This is a genomic window from Paraburkholderia sp. GAS199, from assembly GCF_050436585.1.
Taxonomy (GTDB): domain Bacteria; phylum Pseudomonadota; class Gammaproteobacteria; order Burkholderiales; family Burkholderiaceae; genus Paraburkholderia.
This window is the reverse complement of record NZ_JBNDMM010000002.1, coordinates 634,418-652,249: the sequence shown is the minus strand read 5'-3', so window position 1 is coordinate 652,249 and position 17,832 is coordinate 634,418. Positions and strand designations below refer to the sequence as shown.

Genomic DNA, 17,832 nt, shown 5'->3' with positions numbered 1-17,832 from the left:
ACCAGAAAGCGCAGAGGCAAGGCAGTTATTATCGCACCGTGCGTAGGCGTCTGCCGCTCCGTCCGGACAGGGCGTAACACCCGCGTGGAGTGGTTTCGATGAAGTTTCGCCTGATTCCCGCCTTGTTGATCCTGGTGGTGATGGCCGTCACGGTGCGGCTCGGGTTCTGGCAACTCGACCGCGCCCATCAGAAAGAAGCGCTCGAAGTGAACATCATGCAGTTCGAAAATGCGCCCGCGCAGGCAGTGAGCGCGGCGCCGGTCGAGCTGAAAGACATCGAGTTTCATCGCGTGAAGGCGCGCGGCAGTTTCGTCGCGGACAAAGTCGTCTATCTGGATAATCGTCCGTATAACGACCAGCCCGGCTTTTACGTCGTGATGCCTTTTAAACTGAGCGACGGCGGTTACGTGCTGGTCAATCGTGGCTGGCTGCCGCGCAACATGAACAATCGCGAGACCATCGCGCCTTACACCACGCCGCAAGGCGAGATCGAGATCGAAGGCATCGCGCGCGCCGATGCGTCGCGCGCCTACGAGTTGGGGCAGGGCGGCTCGGCGGCGCACCAGTCGATTCGTCAGAATCTCGATGTCACGGCCTATGCCGCGGAAACCGGCTTGCCGCTGCAGCCGTTCGTGATCCAGCAATCGAGCGACGACGGCGACAAACTGGTACGCGACTGGCCGGCGCCGACCAGCGGTGTCGAGCGTAATTACGGCTACATGTTCCAATGGTGGGGCATGGCCGCCGCTGCGCTGGTGTTCGGTCTGTACGCCGCGCGCCGCGCGGGCAAGAAAGCGCCCGCGCCCGGCGCCTGAATCATCGCTAGCGGCTTGCCGGCCCTCTGGGCTCGAGGCAGGCTGCGCAAACATCGAAAGAGGTCCTGTAGTGTCGACGCAATCTCCCCGCTCGCCGCAAGCCGGCAAAACCGCAGCGCCGCGAGCAGTGCCCGGTCAACCCAACGGCAAAGGCTCGTGGCAGCGCGGGCGCTGGATGCTTCTGCTGATGGCGATCATCTGCGCGGCGCCCATCGCGATCTCGTACTTCACCTATTACGTCATTCGTCCCACAGGCGGCACGACGAGCTACGGCACGCTGATCGAACCGCAGCGCCCGATTCCGGATTCGCTGGTCGTGACGGGCGAAGACGGCAAGCCGGTCAAGCTCGCCACCTTGCGCGGCCACTGGCTGCTGATTTCCGTCGACCCCAGCGCGTGCGATAAAGCCTGCGCCACGAAGCTCTACTTCATGCGACAAATCCGCGCAGCTCAGGGCCCGGAACGCGAGCGCGTCGTGGAAGTCTGGTTGCGCACCGATGCAGGCAACGTGGCAGACGTGATACAAAAGGCGTACCCCGATACCGACATGATGATCGCCGATCCGGCGCAGGTGTCCGCATGGCTGCCGACCGATTCCGGCACCCGGATCACCGACCATATTTTTCTGGTCGATCCGAACGGCAATCTGATGATGCGTTTCCCGAAAGACCCGAACCCGAGCAAGATCAAGAACGACCTGACGAAGCTGCTTAAATGGTCGCGCATCGGCTGATGCCGCAACAAAGGTAAGAACGATGTTTGTACTGCAACTGGCCCTGATCGGCTTGTGTATTGCGTTGCTGCCGCTGTCCTACGTGTGGGTCAAGGCCGACGACAACAAATTCCGCAAGCTGGTCTGGCTCACCACCTTTCTGACACTGGACCTGGTGATGTTCGGCGGCTTCACGCGCCTCACCGATTCCGGGCTGGGCTGCCCGGACTGGCCGGGCTGCTATGGCACCTCGTCGCCGTTCATCGCGCACGCGGCCATCTCAGCCGCGCATCAGGCCATGCCCACCGGACCCGTCAGCATGACGAAGGCATGGATCGAGATGATTCACCGCTACTTCGCGATGGCGATCGGCGTGCTGATCATCGCCCAGACCATCATTGCGTGGACCGCGCGCATCAAGCGGCGGCCCTTGCATGTGTCGCCGTGGTGGCCCACATCATTGCTGCTGCTGATCCTCGTGCAAGGCGCGTTCGGCGCGTGGACCGTCACCATGAAGCTGCAGCCGATCATCGTGACGACGCACTTGCTGCTCGGTCTCGCGCTGCTTGGCACACTGGGCTGGCTGGCCGCGCGGCAGACACCGCTGCCGGCGTATGAGCCCGAAGCCGCGCGCTGGCGCACTGCGGCGCTGGCCGGACTGATCCTGCTGATCGCGCAGATTGCGCTGGGCGGTTGGGTCAGCACGAACTACGCGGTGCTCGCCTGCACGGATTTCCCCACGTGTAACGGCCAATGGATTCCGCCGATGGACTTCGCCCACGGTTTTCATTTGTGGCGCGCGCTGGGCATGACCGGCGACGGCGACATGATCACGCAGGACGCGCTGGTGGCGATTCACTGGACGCACCGCACGTTTGCGATCGTGGTCGTCGCCTATCTCGCCTGGTTCGCGCTCAAAATGCGCCGCTTCGAATCGTTGCGGCGACCGGCCAATGGCGTGCTGCTCGTCGTGGCGATCCAGTTCATTACCGGGCTGTCGAACATCGTTTTGCAATGGCCGTTGCCCATTGCCGTCGCCCATAACGGCGGAGCCGCGATCCTGCTGCTTCTGCTCGTTATGTTAAACTTTCGGATCGCTTATAGCCGTCCCGGCCGCGCCGCGTTGCCTGCGCGCGATGCCGCGCCAGCGTGACCCCACATGGACAGCACAACACTCTCCCAAACGCCCGGTAGCCGGGTCTCCCAGTATCTCGCCCTGACCAAGCCGCGCGTCACGCAGCTGGCGGTTTTCTGCGCCGTGATCGGCATGTTCCTCTCCACGCCCGGCATGGTGCCGTGGACTGCCCTGATCGGCGGCACGGTCGGCATCTGGTTGCTGGCCGGTGCGGCCTTTGCCATCAATTGTCTGGTCGAACAGAAAATCGACGCCAAGATGCGTCGTACTTCGTGGCGTCCGTCGGCACGCGGTGAAATCACCACGACGCAAATCCTGCTGTTCTCGGCGGTGCTCGGCGGCCTCGGCATGTGGACGCTCTACACGTACGCCAATCCGCTCACCATGTGGCTGACGCTTGCCACATTCGTGGGCTACGCCGTGATCTACACGCTGTTGCTCAAGCCGGCCACGCCGCAGAACATCGTGATCGGCGGCGCATCCGGCGCCATGCCGCCGGCGCTCGGCTGGGCGGCCGTCACGGGTCATGTGCCCGGCGACGCATGGATTCTCGTGCTGATCATTTTCGTCTGGACGCCGCCGCATTTCTGGGCGCTCGCACTGTATCGCCGTAAAGACTACGAAAACGCCGGCTTGCCGATGCTGCCGAACACGCACGGCGAGAAATACACGCGTCTGCACATCCTGCTCTACACCGTCATTCTCTTCGCCGTCACGATGATGCCGTTCATTTCCGGCATGAGCGGCGTGGTGTATCTGGCGTCGGCTGTTCTGCTGGGTGCCGTGTTCCTCGCGTATGCGTGGAAGATTTATCGCGAGTACTCCGACGACCTGGCGCGCAAGACCTTCCGTTACTCGATCGTGTACCTGTCGCTGCTGTTCGCCGCGCTGCTGATCGACCACTATGCGCGCGTCCTGATCGGCGTTTAAAAGCTTATGTTCAAAGACCGCTTTGCACGCATGGCGCGCTTCGGTGCGCGCGTTGTCCTGCGCACTGCCTTGATAACCGGCGCTCTCGGTGCCGTGGCGATGGTGGCAGGCTGCGGCAAGCAGCCGCCGGCATTCCAGAACCTCGACATCACCGGCAACACCCAGTTCGCGAATAACTTCTCCTTGCCGGATACGACCGGGAAGGTCCGCACCATGGCGGACTACAAGGGCAAGGTGGTGGTGCTGTTCTTCGGCTATACGCATTGCCCGGATGTCTGTCCGACAACCATGGCCGAGCTTTCGCAGGCACTCCAGCAACTCGGTCCCGAAGACGCAAAGCGCGTACAGGTGCTGTTCGTTACCGTCGATCCGGAACGCGACACGGCGCCCTTGCTCGGACAATACGTGTCGGCGTTCAACCCGACCTTTGTCGGCTTGCGCCCCGCCGACCAGGCGCAACTCACCAAGGTGACCAAAGACTTCCGCGTCTATTACGCGAAAGTGCCGGGCAAGACGCCGGACAGCTACACCATGGACCACACCGCGGCAAGCTACGTCCTCGACACGGACGGCAAGCTGCGTCTGTTCGCGCGCGACGGTCAGGGCGCAACGCCCTGGGTGCACGATCTCAAGTTGCTGCTCGACTGACGCATCGACGCATTCGGGCGCGCATCTCGCGCGCCCGCTTCGACTTTCTCCGCTTTCCCGTTACACCGGCATCGGCAGATTGAGGCCCGGTGCGAGTCGTGTCGCTTTGAATTCCGTCACTTCGTAGCGCGCGAGTTTTTGCTCGGCGAATGGATCGCTGGCGAGAATGGCGTCCAGTTTGTCGCGCTCGATCCGCACGGCCAGGATGATGCCGCCGTCGCGCGGCACTTTCGGTCCCGCGGCCACGAATATGCCGGCGTCGAACTGCTGCGTCAGGAAAGCGCGATGCGCGTCGAGCGCGTCGTCGATACGTTCGAGCGACGCGGTGTAGATGAGGTTGATGACGTACATGTCGGCGTTTCCGTAAGCGGTTGATGGGGCCGTCCGATGGCGCGGTTCCCGATCTGCGATTATCGGAAAACCTTCGTCGTTCCGCCACGGCCGCGCGTTGCATACCCATATGCGATCGCGGTATTTCACATTGCGCGAAGCCTATGAGACCATTTGCGGTCTGGTTGGCGACGCGAGTCGTCGCCGGCTTCCACCCGAATCTGACATCGATCAGAAGATAGCGAGAATCACATGCAGCGCAGAAACATCCTGAAAGCCCTCTCAGCCGTGGTCGCGAGTGCCGCGATCGTCACCAGCTTCGGCGCGCACGCCGACGACAAGGTCATCAAGGTCGGCACCATCGGCGGCCCGGATGCGCAGATCTGGGAAGTCGTCACCAAAGTGGCGAAGCGTGAAGGCCTGAACGTGAAGGTCGTCGAATTCAACGACTACGTTCAGCCGAACGCCGCGCTCGACGCAGGCGACCTCGACGCGAACAGCTTCCAGCATCAACCGTATCTCGACAGCCAGATCCAGCAACGCGGCTACAAGCTCGTCGCTGCCGGCCTCACGTACATTTCGCCGCTGGGCATTTACTCGAAGAAGCTGAAGTCGCTGAAGGATCTGCCGCAAGGCGCGAAGGTCGCGGTGCCGAACGATCCGTCCAACGAGAATCGCGCGCTGCTGCTGTTGCAGGCGCAAGGCGTGATCAAGCTGAAGGCGGGTGCGGGCACGAAGGGCAATAACGCCACGCCGCTGGATGTTGCCGACAACCCGAAGAAGATCAAGCTGGTCGAACTCGACGCCGCGCAACTGCCGCGCTCGCTGTCGGACGTGGACGCCGCCGCGATCAATACGAACTTCGCGCTCGCCGCCGGTCTGCAGCCGACGAAAGACGCGATCGCGCTCGAAGACATTCACAGCCCGTACGCGAACCTGATCGCCGTGCGCACGCAGGACAAGGACAAGCCGTGGGTCAAGAAACTGGTGGCGGCGTATCAGTCGGAAGACGTGCGCCAGTTCATCAAGACGCAATTCAAGGGTTCGGTGGTGCCGTCGTTCTAAGCGGCAACGTCTGATCGCAAGACGTCAAAGGAAAACGCCACGGCAACTCGCCGTGGCGTTTTTTTTCGCGCGTGCTTCCGATGCGCGCCGTTACAACTCCAGTTCCCATCGCTCGACCGTCAGGTCATTGCCGAAGCGGCGCTCGGCGACCGTGCCCGCGAGTGTGAAGCCCGCCCGCTCGCACAGGCGGCGCGGTTCGTGAAGCGTCGACGCGGTGGTCAGCGTGAGCTTGGTGTAGCCCGAGCGCCGGGCAAAGCGAATGCATTCGCTCATCAACTGTGTGCCGATGCCAAGCCGCTGCACGTCGGGTTCGACCCATAGCAGCCGGACGCCCGCCACCGTGGTCGACACGGCGACGATGCAGGCCGAGCCGACCACGCTGCCTTCCTGATCGGCGATCCAGCACATCTCCCGCACCGGGTCGCGGCGTTGCGAATAGTCGGCGACGACGCGCGCCAGCAAACCCTCGAACGTGTGATCCCAGCCGTAATGCGACGCGAACCATTGCGCCTGCCTATGCACGAGCCACGCACACTCGCCGGCGCGCGGCTGCCGCAACACCACGAGTTCGTGCCGCGGTTTGTCGGAGAGCAGCCGCTCGATCAGCCGCATGGCGGTGATCAACTGATCCTGGTCCGGCGGCGTGAGGCCTTCGAGCAGCGCTGAGACTTCTTCGAGCGCGGCCGCGTCGAGCGGCGCATAGGCCGCGTGTCCCGCATCGGTGAGCGCGATCAGCGATTGACGCGCGTCGTGCTCCGACGGACGCCGCGTAATGAGCCCGCGCCGTTCGAAGTTGGTGAGAAGGCGGCTGAGATAGCCGCTGTCGAGTCCGAGATTGCGTCCGAGTACGGAAGCCGTTTGCGCGCGTCCGCGAAACAGCTCGTGCAGCACGCGCACCTCGGTCAGCGAAAAAGCGGTTTTCGCCAAATGTTCGTGCAGTGCGCCGATGTGCTGCGTATAGAAGCGGTTGAAATGGCGCACGGCCAGAGCGCGCTGTCGCGCCTCGGAATCTGTCAAATGCGGCACCTGGGAATTTTTACTGACTCGTTATCCAGCACTATATTTGAATGCACTTGAATTCAAAAGGCGTGACGCCGCGATCATGTGTCGAAGTGGTATTTGAAAGGTATGGCCGCTTCGATGCGTGACGAATGTCCTTGAGAACCAATTCAAGCAGTTTGCCAGCGTTTTTGGGCGTCTCTACGGGTAAATCCCGATCCGAAGCAGCGACAATCCCGCCGCCCGACAGGCGGTTGTAACGCCCGTCCGGCAAGGCTTTGCGCCTTCCCGTACCACCATGAGACCAGTTCGTTGACTGGTATTATGTTGGTTATATAATGGGCTCTCGTTTTTCGTAGGCCGTATTGTCCACGACGACCGCCGGAGCCCCATGGAAACTCGCTGGTCCGCATTGATGCCTGACGCCCGCAACGTCACGCCGCTCTATCTGCAGCTCGCGCGCAATCTGGCGACGGCGATTCATTGCGGCGTGTGGTCGGCGGGCGAGGCGCTGCCGTCCGAACGCACGCTTTCCGACGCCATCGGCGTGTCGCGCATCACGGCGCGCAAGGCAATCGAGTTGCTGGTCGAGCAGGGTTTGATCCGGCGAGCGCGCGGTGCGGGCAGCTTCATCACGCCGCGCGTGGAAGATCCGCTCTCGCGTCTCACCGGCTTCACGAAAAAGATGCAGCAACGTGGTTTCCAGCCGGATTCGGTGTGGCTCGAGCGCGATATCCGCGCCGCCAACCGCGACGAGCTGGTGCACCTGGGTTTGTCGCCGGGCGCCGCGGTGGCGAGCTTGCGTCGGTTGCGTCGAGCGGACGGCATCGTCATGGCGGTCGAACATTCGGCGCTGCCGGCGGCCATCGTGCCCGACCCGCAAGCCATTGGCGTTTCGCTCTACAGCTATCTCGAACAACGCGGCGCCGCGGTCGTGCGCGCGCTGCAGCACTTTCGCGCGGTCAACGCTTCCAGTGAAATCGCCGCGCTGATGGATGTCGAACCTCGCACGGCATTGCTGGTCATTACACGCATCGGCTATAGCGCCGATCAGCGCGCGATCGAACTGACGGACACCTACTGCCGCAACGACTACTACGACTTCGTCGCGGAATTGCGCACCTGAGTTGCGCACACGGGTCGCGCATCGCACTCGATCGCGCACACGCACACACCGTATTACGCCTCACCAGAGAGACTCATGCTGACCGGAAACATACTCACCACCGATGGGTGGATTCACGGCACGCTCGAATACGAAAACGGCCGCATCACGGCGCTGACCGGTGAACGCGTCGATCCGTCGACCAACGACGCGCCGTACATCCTGCCGGGCTTCATCGATCTGCACGTGCACGGCGGCGGCGGCTCCGATGTCATGGAAGGCGACAACGCGATCGAAACCATCACCCGCACTCATGCGCGTTATGGCACGACCAGTCTGCTCGCCACCACGATGACCGCGCCGCGCGACGAACTGATGAGCGTCGTCGCCGGTCTGGGCAACAACGCGCGAATCCGCACGCCGGGCGGCGCGCGCGTGCTCGGCGTGCACCTCGAAGGGCCGTACATCAACCCCGGCAAGCTCGGCGCGCAGCCGGACGCTGCGGTGTCGGCCGTGATGGACGAAGTGCTGAAGTATCTGTCGATCGCGCCGATTCGCGTGGTCACGCTCGCACCGGAGATCGCCGGCCACATGGAGATCATCTCCGAGATGGCGGCGCGCGGCGTGCGGGTGCAACTCGGTCACTCGCTCGGCACCTACGACGATGCCGTCGCCGCGCTCAAGCATGGCGCCTGTGGCTTCACGCATCTGTTCAACGCGATGTCGCCGCTGCATCACCGCAATCCCGGCCTCGTCGGCGCGGCGCTCGCGCATGCCGAATTCGCCGAAATCATTCCCGATCTGCTGCACGTTCATCCGGGTGCGATCCGCGCTGCGCTGCGCGCGATTCCGCGCCTGTACGTGGTCACGGACAGCACGTCGGCCACCGGCATGCCCGACGGCGAATATCGCCTCGGCAGCCAGCATGTCACGAAGTGTCTCGGCGGCGTGCGTCTTGCCGACGGCACGCTCGCCGGCAGCACCCTGACGATGGATCAGGCGCTGCGCAATCTCGTGTCGATCGGACTGCCGATCGCCGATGTTTCAAACCGTCTGTCGCGCTACGCCGCCGACTACCTCGGCATCGAAGACCGCGGCCGCATCGCGCGCGGCGCGTGGGCCGACGTCGTCGTGTTCGATCGTGAACTGACGTTGACCGCGACATACGTCGAAGGAGAATCAATTGTCGAATATGCTTAAAGAGGCGCTGGCGTCCGCTGAAACGGTCGCCGCGCAACTCGCGGACCCCTCGCGCGTCGTGGCACTCGCCGCGAAGCTCGCCGGGCAGCCGCGTCACGTTGCCCTGACCGTCGCGCGCGGCAGCTCGGATCACGCAGCGAGTTACTTCGCCAGCCTGACGATGAGCCGCGTCGGCGTGCCGGTCGCGTCGCTGCCGATGTCCGTCGCGACGTTGCAGCAAGCGCCGCTGCAAGTGCGCGATCAACTGGCACTGGCGTTCTCGCAATCGGGCAAGAGCCCGGATCTGGTGGGCACCATGGAAGCGTTGCGCAATGCCGGCGCGCTGACCGTCGCCGCCGTGAACGCGCCGGATTCGCCGCTCGCCGACGCCTGCGAATTCGCGTTGCCGCTCGCGGCCGGTCCCGAGTTGAGCGTGGCCGCCACCAAGAGCTATATCGCGATGCTGTCGATCTCCGCGCAACTGGTTGCGCATTGGCAGAACGACGCAGCCTTGCTCGGTGCACTGAACGCGCTGCCGGACGCGCTGCAACGCGCGGGCAAGCTCGACTGGTCGACAGCCGTCGACGAATTGCGCGGTGTCGAGCGCATGATCGTGATCGGCCGCGGCCTGGGTCTTGCCATCGCGCAGGAAGCCGCGCTCAAGCTGAAGGAAACCTCCGGCATTCAGGCCGAAGCGTTTTCGAGCGCGGAAGTGCGCCACGGTCCGATGGAACTGATCGATCGCGACTATCCGCTGCTGGTGTTCGCACCGCGCGGCCCCGAGCAGGCCGGTTTGCTCCAGCTTGCCCGCGACATGCAGGCACGCGGCGCGCGCGTGCTGCTCGCCGCGCCTGCCGACGTGCCGGAAGCCACGCTGCCGCTCGCCGATACCGCTCACGCGGCGCTCGATCCGATCGCTGCAATCCTGTCCTTTTACGTGATGGCCGCCGGCCTTGCCGCCGCGCGCGGGCGCAATCCCGATACGCCGCGCCATCTCGCCAAAGTCACCGAAACTCACTGATCGAGAATTCAGATGCGACGTGTCGAGGAGTCCCGTTTGATGAGCCATTCCGAAGGCCATATTGTTTTGCTCGCGCCCATGACCGGCCCGGTCGTGCCGCTCGCGAACGTACCCGACCCGGTGTTTTCGGGCGGTATGTTCGGTGACGGCATCGGCATCGACCCGCTCGAAGGCCGGCTCGTCGCACCGTGCGACGGCACCGTCACGCATCTCGCGCGCACCGGTCATGCCGTCACGCTGGCGACAGCGGAAGGCGCGGAAATTCTGCTGCACATCGGCATCGACACCGTCGAGCTGAACGGCAAGGGTTTTGCGCCGATGATCGAGCAGGGCGCGCAAGTGCGTGCCGGCGACATCCTCATCGAGTTCGATCAGGATCAGATCGCGCTGAATGCGCCGAGCCTGGTGTCGGTGCTCGCCATCGCCAATTCGGATGCGTTCGAAATCGTCGAACGCGTGCAGGGCGGCATGCTGAAGGTCGGTGTCACGCCGCTGCTCGTGCTGCGTGCACGCGAAGGCGCTGCCGCGCATGCGTCGCGCCAGGCGAGCGCCACCAACGTAACCGAAGAAGCGCGCCGGCAAGTCACGCTGGTGCACGCAGGCGGTCTGCATGCACGTCCGGCGGCGCGTGCGCGTGAAGCCGCGCGCGGTTTCGATGCGCGCGTCGAAGTGCGTTACGAAGGCCGCAAGGCGGCGATCGAAAGCGTGGTCGGTCTGCTGGGTCTCGGGGCCGGCGAAGGCGCGACCATCGAGTTGCTCGGCATCGGCGCGCAAGCCAGCCAGGCAGTCGACGCGATCGCGCACGAACTGACGCGCGAGGCGCATGGCGAAGCCGAGGAAAAACCGGCGCGTCAAAGCTCGCCGGCGCCGCAGCCGGCACTGCGCGCAGCGAGCGAAACGCTCGCGCCGAACACGCTCGCGGGCGTGTGCGCGGCGCCGGGTGTCGCGGTCGGCAAGCTGGTGCGCTGGGACGACGCGGATATCGATCCGCCGGAAACGGCGAGCGGCACGTCGGCGGCGGAAAGCCGTCTGCTCGACAAAGCCATCGCGACCGTCGACGCCGATCTCGGCACGACGGTGCGCGATGCGTCGCAACGCGGCGCGGTCGGCGAAGCGGGTATTTTCGCGGTGCATCGTGTGCTGCTCGAAGATCCGACGCTGCTCGACGCGGCCCGCGATCTGATCAGCCTCGGTAAAAGCGCGGGCTTCGCCTGGCGCGAAGCAATCCGCGCGCAGATTGCGATTCTCGCCAATATCGAAGACGCCTTGCTCGCCGAACGTGCCGCCGATCTGCGCGACATCGAAAAGCGCGTGCTGCGCGCATTGGGTTACACGAACGCAGCGGCGCGCACGCTGCCCGAAGAAGCCGTGCTGGCCGCGGAAGAATTCACGCCGTCCGATCTGTCCTCGCTCGACCGTTCACGCGTGACCGCGCTCGTGATGGCCCGTGGCGGCGCGACGTCGCACGCGGCGATTCTCGCGCGGCAGGCGGGCATTCCGTCGCTCGTCGCGATCGGCGATGCGCTGCACGCCATTCCCGAAGGCACACAGGTCGTGGTGAACGCGACCACGGGCCGCCTCGAATTCGCGCCGACCGCACTCGACGTCGAGCAGGCGCGTCTGGAGCGCAACCGTCTGGCAGGCGTACGCGAAGCGAACCGCCGCACGTCGCAGCAAGCCGCGGTGACCGCCGACGGCCGCGCAATCGAAGTCGCGGCGAACATCGCGACGCTGGACGACGCAAAGACAGCGGTCGAAAACGGCGCCGATGCCGTCGGCCTGCTGCGCACCGAATTGCTGTTCATTCACCGTGCGGCCGCACCCACCACGGACGAGCATCGTCAAAGCTACCAGGCCATCGTCGACGCGCTCAGCGGCCGTACCGCGATCATCCGCACGCTGGACGTCGGCGCGGACAAAGAGGTCGATTACCTGACGCTGCCGCCGGAACCGAATCCCGCGCTCGGCCTGCGCGGCATCCGCCTCGCGCAGGTGCGTCCGGATCTGCTCGACGACCAGTTGCGCGGCCTGCTGGCGGTCAAGCCGCTCGGCGCCGTTCGCATCCTGTTGCCGATGGTTACGGACGTGGGCGAACTGATCCGTATCCGCAAGCGTATCGACGAATTCGCGCGTGAAGCGGGCCGCACCGAGCCGATCGAAGTCGGCGTGATGATCGAAGTGCCGTCGGCGGCGTTGCTGGCCGATCAACTGGCGCAGCACGCGGACTTCCTGTCGATCGGCACCAACGACCTCACGCAATACACCCTGGCCATGGACCGCTGCCAGGCCGACCTCGCTGCGCAAGCCGACGGTCTGCATCCGGCTGTGCTGCGACTGATCGCGGCCACCGTGCAGGGCGCCGGCAAGCATGGCAAATGGGTCGGCGTGTGCGGCGCGCTGGCGGGCGATCCGCTCGCCATGCCGTTGCTGGTCGGGCTGGGCGTGACCGAGTTGTCGGTGGACCCGGTGTCGGTGCCGGGCATCAAGGCGCGAGTGCGCAACCTCGATTATCAGCTGTGCCGCCAGCGCGCCCAGGATGCCCTGGCGCTCGAGTCGGCGCAGGCGGTAAGAGCAGCAAGCCGCGAAACCTGGCCTTTGGACTGAACCCCACACAGTCGGCAGCCAGCTTCGCTTCATCACTACATAGCGACAAAACACTCAACTACGAGACAAGGATTGGAGGGTTAGATGGATGGGAATCCGTTTCTGAAAATTCAGCGCCTGGGACGCGCGCTGATGCTGCCGATCGCAGTGCTGCCGGTTGCCGGTCTGCTGCTGCGCCTCGGTCAGCCCGATGTGTTCAACATCAAGATGATCGCCGACGCTGGCGGCGCGATCTTCGACAACCTGCCGCTGCTGTTCGCGATCGGCGTGGCGGTCGGCTTCGCGAAAGACAACAACGGCGTGGCGGGTCTCGCCGGCGCGATCGGCTATCTGGTCGAAATCGCGGTCATGAAGGACATTAACGACAAGCTCAACATGGGCGTGTTGTCCGGGATCGTGGCGGGTATCGTCGCGGGCTTGCTGTACAACCGGTACAAGGACATCAAGCTGCCCGATTACCTCGCGTTCTTCGGAGGGAAACGCTTCGTGCCGATTGTCACGGGCGTGGTCTGTCTGGTGCTCGGCATCGTGTTCGGCTACGTGTGGCAACCGGTGCAGGCTGTGATCGATTCGGCCGGCCACTGGCTCACCACCGCGGGCGCGCTCGGCGCATTCGTGTTCGGCGTGCTGAACCGTCTGCTGCTCGTCACGGGTCTGCATCACATCCTCAACTCGCTGACGTGGTTCGTGTTCGGCACGTTCACGCCGGCAGGCGGCGCGCCGGTGACAGGCGACCTGCATCGCTTCTTCGCGGGCGACCCGACCGCCGGAACCTTCATGACGGGCTTCTTCCCGGTCATGATGTTCGGTCTGCCGGCCGCGTGTCTGGCCATGTTCCACGAAGCGCCGAAAGAGCGCCGCGCGGTGGTCGGCGGTCTGCTGTTCTCGATGGCGCTCACTTCGTTCCTGACGGGTGTGACCGAGCCGATCGAATTCAGCTTCATGTTCCTCGCCCCGGTGCTGTACGTGATTCACGCTTTGTTGACCGGCCTTTCGCTGGCGATCTGCTCGGCGCTCGGCATTCATCTCGGCTTCACGTTCTCCGCTGGCGCGATCGACTACGTGCTGAACTACGGTCTGTCGACCAGGGGCTGGTGGGCGATTCCGATCGGCCTCGTGTACATGGTCGTGTACTACGGTCTGTTCCGCTTCTTCATCCGCAAGTTCAACATGGCGACGCCGGGCCGCGAGCCCGCAGCCGCCGACGAACAGGTGGACTCGTTCGCGGCAGGCGGCTTCGTTTCGCCGGTGGCAGGCGCGGCCGTGCCGCGCGCACAGCGCTACATCGCGGCGCTGGGTGGCGCTGCGAACCTGTCGGTGGTGGATGCCTGCACGACGCGTCTGCGTCTGTCGGTGGTCGACACGGACAAGGTGTCGGAGAACGAACTGAAGACGATCGGCGCGCGCGGTGTGCTCAAGCGTGGCGGCGGCAACGTGCAGGTCATCATCGGACCGGAAGCGGACATCATCGCCGACGAAATCCGCACGGTGATCGCGCAAGGTGGTGGCGAAGCGGTGAAGCCGGTTGCGGCGGCTGCCCCGGCATCTGTCGCGCCTAACCAGGCAAGCCATGCGAATGTCGCTAGCGCCGCGAATGGCGGCCCGCTCGATCCGGATCCGTTGCGCTGGCTCGCAGTGTTCGGCGGCGCGGGCAATGTAGTGTCGCTGGATGCCGTCGCGGCAACGCGTTTGCGCATCGTCGTGCGCGATCCGTCGGCGGTGGATCGTCAGCGTCTCGCTTCGCTGGATACGGCGTGGGTGTCGGCGGACACGTTCCATATCGTGGTCGGCGATTCGGCCCAACGCTATGCCGCGCAACTGGCGACGCGTTTGTCGCCGCCTGCGAGCAGTGGCGCGACGCCGTTGCCGGCCTGAGGCGAAGCTAGCGGAGCAGGCGTCACCGCTTCGCAAAAGCTAAGGCCGTCATGACAAAGCGGCACCTTGAAATTCAAGGTGCCGCTTTTGCGTTTACCGACGGCGATCGCGTTCGGCCCGTTTTCCCGGACATGACCGCTGCCCGGTGCGCCGGATCAATGCGCTTTCTGCTTGCCCGTCTCCGTCACGCGGCGTGATTCGAGCCACATCACGTTGATGATGCCGAAGGCGAGCGCTACGCCGATGCCGAGAATCCAGCTGAAATACCACATCGCAAACTCCTGTTAGTCATGCGTACGGTCAATACATCGTATGGTGATGTTCTTCGAGCGCGGCGGCCGTCACTTTGCCGCGCATCACGCGATAAACCCAGCTCGTATAGATCAGGATGATCGGCAAAAAAATAGCCACGGCGATCAGCATGATCTGCAAGGTCATGCGGCTCGAAGTCGAATCCCATACGGTCAGACTGCTGCGTCCGTCGAGCGAGGACGGCATGATGAACGGGAACATCGAAAAGCCCGCGGTAAGAATCACGCCGATCACCATGAGCGAGGTCGAGAGGAACGCGCTCTTTTCAAAACGCGAGCGCGCGAGCAGCAAAGCCAGCACGCCGCCGACGAGACCCGCCACCGGCGCCGCGACCATCCACGGATAAGTGGCGTAGTTGGTGAGCCACAAACCCGGCGCGCCGATCACGGTTTTCATAAGCGGATTGGCGACGGTGTCGAAGGGCGCGGCGTCCACGATCTGATAGCCGCCGATCATCGTCGCGATCAAAGCGCCGGCAATGAGAAACAGCACGACGGCGAGCAGCGAGGCGATCCGCAGCGCGAGCGATGCACGCTCGGCCACGATGCCGTCGGTCTTCATCTTCACGAAGGCCGCGCCGTGCGCCGCCAGCATCGACACGCTCACCAGACCGCATAACACCGCGAACGGATTGAGCAGGCCGAAGAAGCCGCCGTGATAGGTGACGCGCAGATCGGTGTCGAACGAAAACGGCACGCCTTGCAGCAGATTGCCGAAGGCGACGCCGAAGACCAGCGCCGGCACGAAGCCGCCGACGAACAATGCCCAGTCCCACGCGCTGCGCCAGCGTGGATCGTCGCGCTTGCCGCGGTAATCGAAACCGACCGGACGGAAGAACAGCGCGAATAGCACCAGCAGCATCGCGAAGTAGAAGCCGGAGAACGACGCGGCGTACACCAGCGGCCACGCGGCGAACATGGCGCCACCGGCAGTGACGAACCACACCTGATTGCCTTCCCAGGTGGCGCCGACGGTGTTCACGACGATGCGGCGTTCTCCATCGGTCTTGCCGATGAACGGCAGCAGAATCGCGGCGCCCATGTCGAAGCCGTCGGTGAGCGCGAAGCCGATCAGCAGCACGCCGATCAGTACCCACCAGATCACCTTGAGGGTTGCGTAATCCATGATGATGTTTCCCTTGAGTCGCGGTGGCGGCTGGTCATGCTGCCGTGTTGGTCGGCAGCGGCTGATTCAGCGGCTGTTGTTGTTCGTGGTGATAGCGTCCCGTGTGCAGCGACGAAGGACCGAGTCGCGCGTACTTGAACATCAGCGTGATTTCGATGATGAACAACACGGTGTAGAACACCACGAAGCCGGCGATGCTCAGATAAAGATCGGACGGCGCCAGACTCGACGCGGACAGCGCGGTCGGCAGAATGCCGGCGATGGTCCACGGCTGGCGACCCACTTCAGCGACAATCCAGCCGAACTCGGCCGCGAGCCACGGCAGGGGAATCGCCCAGACGGCCCAGCGCAGGAACCAGCGGCGTTTGTGCAAAAGCAGCGTGCGTTGCGCGCAGAACCAGAACGCCAGCGCGAAGGTCGCGAGAAACAGGATGCCGAGGCCGACCATCAGACGGAACGAGAAGAACACGGGCGCCACCGGTGGAATGGTTTTTTTGGCTGCCTGAGCAATCTGATCGGGCGTGGCGTCGGTCACGTTGGCGGTGAACTGCTTGAGCATCAGGCCGTAGCCGAGGTCTTTCTTGTGGGCTTCGAAATCGGCTTTGGCTTCGTCCGTCGGGTCGCCTTGCTTGAGCTTTTGCAACGCGGCGTAGGCCAGCATGCCGTTTCTGATGCGAACTTCGTTGCGCGCCATCAGATCTTTCAGACCCACCACCGGCTCGTCGAGCGAACGCGTCGCGATGATGCCGAGCGCGTAGGGCACGCGTATCGCGTAGTCCGTGCGTTCTTCCTGCTGGTTCGGAATCCCGAAGATCGTGAAGGGTGCGGGCGCCGGTGCGGTTTCCCACTCGGATTCGATGGCGGCCAGCTTGACCTGTTGCACTTCGCCCGTGCGGTAGCCGGATTCGTCGCCGAGCACGATGACGCACAACGTGGAGGCAAGCCCGAAACCGGCGGCAATGGCGAACGAACGCAGCGCGAATTCGGTATCGCGGCGCTTGAGCAGATACCACGAAGAGATGCCCAGCACGAACATCGAAGCCGTAACGTAGCCGGCCGATACCGTGTGCACGAATTTCACCTGCGCAACCGGGTTGAACAGCACCGAGAAGATGCTGTCGAGTTCCATGCGCATGGTCTGATAGTTGAACGTTGCGCCGACCGGATTGTTCATCCAGCCGTTGGCCACCAGAATCCACAGCGCCGACAGGTTCGAGCCCAGCGCGACCAGAAACGTCACGCCGACGTGCTGCACTTTCGAGAGCCGGTTCCAGCCGAAGAAAAACAGACCGACGAAGGTCGATTCGAGGAAAAACGCCATCAGGCCTTCGACGGCCAGCGGCACGCCGAAAATGTCGCCCACGTAATGCGAGTAGTACGACCAGTTGGTGCCGAACTGAAACTCCAGCGTGAGACCGGTGGTGACGCCCATCGCGAAGTTGATGCCGAACAGCTTGCCCCAGAACTGGGTCATGTCCTTGTAGACCTGCTTGCCAGTCATCACATAAACGGATTCCATGATGACCAGCAGCCACGACAGACCGAGCGTGAGCGGCACGAACAGAAAGTGATAGAGCGCCGTGACGGCGAACTGGAGGCGCGAGAGTTCTACGACTTCGCTAACGGGCATGTTGATCACCTTGGGACGGATGCGAAGCCGACGCGGATAGCAATGCCTGCGCGACCTGCTCAGGCGGGAGCGACATATGTTCCGCCTGCGGATGATTGAAAAATGCGTACTTGAGTGCCATCAGCAGTACGAACTTGATGGCGAGGACGATGGCGATATCCCGCGCCAAAGTCGGACCGCGCGCCCAGCGGGCGAGGCGCTTGCGCAGGCCTGGCCGGGGCGGGTTGTTGCGATTGAGGGCTAGGGTCATGATCGGTCGAAGGCAACTTCACGCCGGTAATTTCCGGCTGGCTCCGGGCCGCGTGAGCGGTCCGGCGAGTGCATCCCGATTTTAGGAGCGCAGCCCT

General features: G+C 63.8%; 17 protein-coding genes. 11 read left to right on the top strand and 6 right to left on the bottom strand.

The window, feature by feature from the left end:
• Positions 1-98 precede the first annotated feature (98 nt).
• The 5 genes from P3T18_RS08975 (at position 99) to P3T18_RS08955 (ending at position 4,240) form a co-directional block, all read left to right on the top strand.
• The gene (locus P3T18_RS08975; RefSeq protein WP_429299561.1) at positions 99-815 is read left to right on the top strand and encodes an SURF1 family protein; all 717 of its coding nucleotides are present in this window, start codon (positions 99-101) and stop codon (positions 813-815) included.
• Between the two features lie 70 nt (positions 816-885).
• Positions 886-1,548: an SCO family protein gene (locus tag P3T18_RS08970; RefSeq protein WP_429299560.1), complete on the top strand. Its 663-nt coding sequence runs from the start codon at positions 886-888 to the stop codon at positions 1,546-1,548.
• A 22-nt stretch (positions 1,549-1,570) separates the two neighbouring features.
• Positions 1,571-2,680 (top strand): COX15/CtaA family protein, encoded by a 1,110-nt coding sequence (locus P3T18_RS08965; RefSeq protein ID WP_429299559.1) that lies wholly within the window; start codon positions 1,571-1,573, stop codon positions 2,678-2,680.
• 6 nt (positions 2,681-2,686) lie between these two features.
• Positions 2,687-3,592, top strand: coding sequence for a heme o synthase (cyoE, locus tag P3T18_RS08960; RefSeq protein WP_429299558.1), 906 nt, complete (start codon positions 2,687-2,689; stop codon positions 3,590-3,592).
• 6 nt (positions 3,593-3,598) lie between these two features.
• Positions 3,599-4,240 (top strand): SCO family protein, encoded by a 642-nt coding sequence (locus P3T18_RS08955; RefSeq protein WP_429299557.1) that lies wholly within the window; start codon positions 3,599-3,601, stop codon positions 4,238-4,240.
• Positions 4,241-4,300: 60 nt separating this feature from the next.
• Here the strand turns inward: P3T18_RS08955 and P3T18_RS08950 are convergent, their stop codons facing one another.
• Positions 4,301-4,591 carry a YciI family protein gene (locus P3T18_RS08950; RefSeq protein WP_429299556.1) on the bottom strand — a complete coding sequence of 97 codons (291 nt, stop codon included), beginning with the start codon at positions 4,589-4,591 and terminating at the stop codon, positions 4,301-4,303.
• Positions 4,592-4,822: 231 nt separating this feature from the next.
• Between P3T18_RS08950 and P3T18_RS08945 the strand changes: the two genes are divergently transcribed.
• Positions 4,823-5,635: a MetQ/NlpA family ABC transporter substrate-binding protein gene (locus P3T18_RS08945; RefSeq protein ID WP_429299555.1), complete on the top strand. Its 813-nt coding sequence runs from the start codon at positions 4,823-4,825 to the stop codon at positions 5,633-5,635.
• A gap of 90 nt (positions 5,636-5,725) precedes the next feature.
• Here the strand turns inward: P3T18_RS08945 and P3T18_RS08940 are convergent, their stop codons facing one another.
• The gene (locus tag P3T18_RS08940) at positions 5,726-6,652 is read right to left on the bottom strand and encodes a bifunctional helix-turn-helix transcriptional regulator/GNAT family N-acetyltransferase (RefSeq protein ID WP_429299554.1); all 927 of its coding nucleotides are present in this window, start codon (positions 6,650-6,652) and stop codon (positions 5,726-5,728) included.
• Between the two features lie 373 nt (positions 6,653-7,025).
• On the opposite strand from P3T18_RS08940, the gene P3T18_RS08935 reads away from it, so the two are divergent.
• The 5 genes from P3T18_RS08935 (at position 7,026) to nagE (ending at position 14,418) form a co-directional block, all read left to right on the top strand.
• Complete coding sequence (locus P3T18_RS08935; RefSeq protein ID WP_429299553.1) at positions 7,026-7,760, top strand: GntR family transcriptional regulator; 735 nt, start codon at positions 7,026-7,028, stop codon at positions 7,758-7,760.
• A gap of 75 nt (positions 7,761-7,835) precedes the next feature.
• Entirely contained in the window at positions 7,836-8,939 is a 1,104-nt protein-coding gene (gene nagA, locus P3T18_RS08930; protein WP_429299552.1) for an N-acetylglucosamine-6-phosphate deacetylase, read from the top strand.
• Positions 8,932-9,939 (top strand): SIS domain-containing protein, encoded by a 1,008-nt coding sequence (locus P3T18_RS08925; protein ID WP_429300076.1) that lies wholly within the window; start codon positions 8,932-8,934, stop codon positions 9,937-9,939. Before nagA ends, P3T18_RS08925 begins: the two co-directional genes overlap by 8 nt.
• 39 nt (positions 9,940-9,978) lie before the next feature.
• Entirely contained in the window at positions 9,979-12,543 is a 2,565-nt protein-coding gene (ptsP, locus tag P3T18_RS08920) for a phosphoenolpyruvate--protein phosphotransferase (protein WP_429299551.1), read from the top strand.
• 84 nt (positions 12,544-12,627) lie between these two features.
• Positions 12,628-14,418, top strand: a complete 1,791-nt coding sequence (gene nagE / locus P3T18_RS08915; protein WP_429299550.1) for an N-acetylglucosamine-specific PTS transporter subunit IIBC — start codon at positions 12,628-12,630, stop codon at positions 14,416-14,418.
• 155 nt (positions 14,419-14,573) lie between these two features.
• Here nagE and cydX read toward each other — a convergent pair whose 3' ends face one another.
• Genes cydX through cydP form a run of 4 tightly spaced genes read right to left on the bottom strand, consistent with a single transcriptional unit; the run spans position 14,574 to position 17,735 of the window.
• Positions 14,574-14,690, bottom strand: coding sequence for a cytochrome bd-I oxidase subunit CydX (gene cydX, locus P3T18_RS08910; RefSeq protein WP_429299549.1), 117 nt, complete (start codon positions 14,688-14,690; stop codon positions 14,574-14,576).
• Positions 14,691-14,718: 28 nt separating this feature from the next.
• On the bottom strand, positions 14,719-15,855 hold the full coding sequence (gene cydB / locus P3T18_RS08905; RefSeq protein ID WP_429299548.1) for a cytochrome d ubiquinol oxidase subunit II: 1,137 nt from the start codon (positions 15,853-15,855) through the stop codon (positions 14,719-14,721).
• A gap of 34 nt (positions 15,856-15,889) precedes the next feature.
• Positions 15,890-17,485: a cytochrome ubiquinol oxidase subunit I gene (locus P3T18_RS08900; protein WP_429299547.1), complete on the bottom strand. Its 1,596-nt coding sequence runs from the start codon at positions 17,483-17,485 to the stop codon at positions 15,890-15,892.
• On the bottom strand, positions 17,475-17,735 hold the full coding sequence (gene cydP, locus P3T18_RS08895; RefSeq protein WP_429299546.1) for a cytochrome oxidase putative small subunit CydP: 261 nt from the start codon (positions 17,733-17,735) through the stop codon (positions 17,475-17,477). The genes P3T18_RS08900 and cydP overlap by 11 nt, the downstream gene beginning before the upstream one ends.
• Between the last annotated feature and the right edge of the window lie 97 nt (positions 17,736-17,832).